The sequence below is a fragment of the Trinickia mobilis genome, from assembly GCF_017315705.1.
Classification (GTDB): domain Bacteria; phylum Pseudomonadota; class Gammaproteobacteria; order Burkholderiales; family Burkholderiaceae; genus Trinickia_A; species Trinickia_A mobilis.
The window spans coordinates 1-1,508 of the sequence record NZ_JAFLRF010000112.1 but is presented as its reverse complement, the minus strand read 5'-3'; the positions used below and the strand labels follow the sequence as shown (position 1 = coordinate 1,508).

The following is a 1,508-nucleotide window of genomic DNA, read 5'->3' as shown; positions in this document are numbered from 1 at the left end:
ACGAACGTCGGCTGACACGACAAACGCGCACCGACCATCAAATCTGCATTCGGTGTGCTAAAACTAGCGCTTACAGTAATTCAGGTGCCCGCGGGTGATGAGCGCGTCTCTATTTCGTTGCAACCTGAACAGTCCTATTCAACCAACGCAGCATCCTCGAATTTCGCCGGTACATGGAACGGCGAGGGTGCAAACGCCTCAGTCAACGTCGCCATCGACGGTGACGGCGCCATACGCAGCTATGTTGGCGACCGCCTGTTTACGGGAGCGCTCACATTCAGCAACAGCGGGGCTGGCAGCATCTCGTTCTCTGAGCCAGCCTGCGAATCGAAGTTCGGCAATACATTGCAAGTAAAAGCGGTACTCGCGAACAACTATCTGGCGATATTCGGCACGACCGCGGACGACACACACAACCTTCTTTTGTGGACCAAACTGCTAGGCAGCGAACGAGCTACCATACATGCAGGTTGCATCGTCATGAATAATCCACCTGGAACGGATTACGCGAGGACAGCAACCCGGTGTCGGGCGCTGTGTTCAAGCACGGCATTGCCAACGAAGGATCACGGATTTTCGTTCTGAAACTGCGTGAATACCTGCATGAGGACTAGTGGATTCTATTGTTAGAGGAAATCATGTTCGAAAAGAAGGATGTCGCGAAAAGAATCTCGGAGCTTATGCTTTCAATAGGCAAGGAAGTGGATGATTCGCTGGCTTTCGTGCAGGCGAGCTGTAGTCCTGATGAATATGAAGCATATAAAGACTTTGTTTCGAAGATCATGACGAGTATTCTCCTAGACGTCCTAAATCCAGTCTATCAGAGACATCCTGACATCAAGCCGCCGGGCCTTTTATGAAGAGCGATGGTGGACCGAACGAAGGCAGCGAGCCAAAAGCTTAGCAAAATGAAGGGACGCGCCTAAGAGCATATCGTTATATATGAGTCGGCCAGCCCATTAAGAATCGACGACTCACGCATGCCTAACTTTTGCGCAGGTAGGTTGATTTCCGGATCGCCGCTACTCGGAGGCCGTCGCTGCTGAGGCTCCGGCAGTACTGCTCGGAAAATACGCAAAATGTGCTCTGCGGATCGCCCCAGCTTTTCCTTCGACCCGGATTTTGAGCCGCTAAAGCAAGTGTTCCACGAAGCAAGAAACGATGATGGCGGGTGATGCCGCCACTTCCGGCGTCACCCCTACCCGCCGATAAGATTCGCCACCTTGATCGTGCGCGTATCCGGCACTTCCGCATACGACAGCACCTTCAACTGCGGCAAGCTCCGTCGCAGGAACCGCGCAAGCATCGCCCGCAGCGCATGCTGCACGAGCAGCACCGGCGGCAGCCCCACGTTCTGCTGGCGCAGCATCGCCTTCTGCGTCTCGGTAAGCAGCGTATGCGCCAGCCCCGGCTCGAGCCCCGGGTTCGCGCTGGTGGAGAGCGTCTGCGACAGCACGCGCTCGAGCCCCGAGTCGAGGCCCATCACCTGCATGTCGCCATTGCCCGGA

The 1,508-nt window shown here is 55.4% G+C and carries 3 protein-coding genes; 2 read left to right on the top strand and 1 reads right to left on the bottom strand.

Features of this window, described 5'->3' with window-relative positions:
* Positions 1-54 precede the first annotated feature (54 nt).
* Positions 55-585: a hypothetical protein gene (locus tag J3489_RS37165; protein ID WP_207005765.1), complete on the top strand. Its 531-nt coding sequence runs from the start codon at positions 55-57 to the stop codon at positions 583-585.
* A gap of 53 nt (positions 586-638) precedes the next feature.
* A complete protein-coding gene (locus tag J3489_RS37160; RefSeq protein WP_207005764.1) occupies positions 639-860 on the top strand; it encodes a hypothetical protein in 222 nt (73 codons plus the stop codon).
* Positions 861-1,198: 338 nt separating this feature from the next.
* Here J3489_RS37160 and J3489_RS37155 read toward each other — a convergent pair.
* Positions 1,199-1,508, bottom strand: a 310-nt coding sequence (locus J3489_RS37155; RefSeq protein WP_207005763.1) for an FHIPEP family type III secretion protein, incomplete at its 5' end; no start/stop codon positions are given.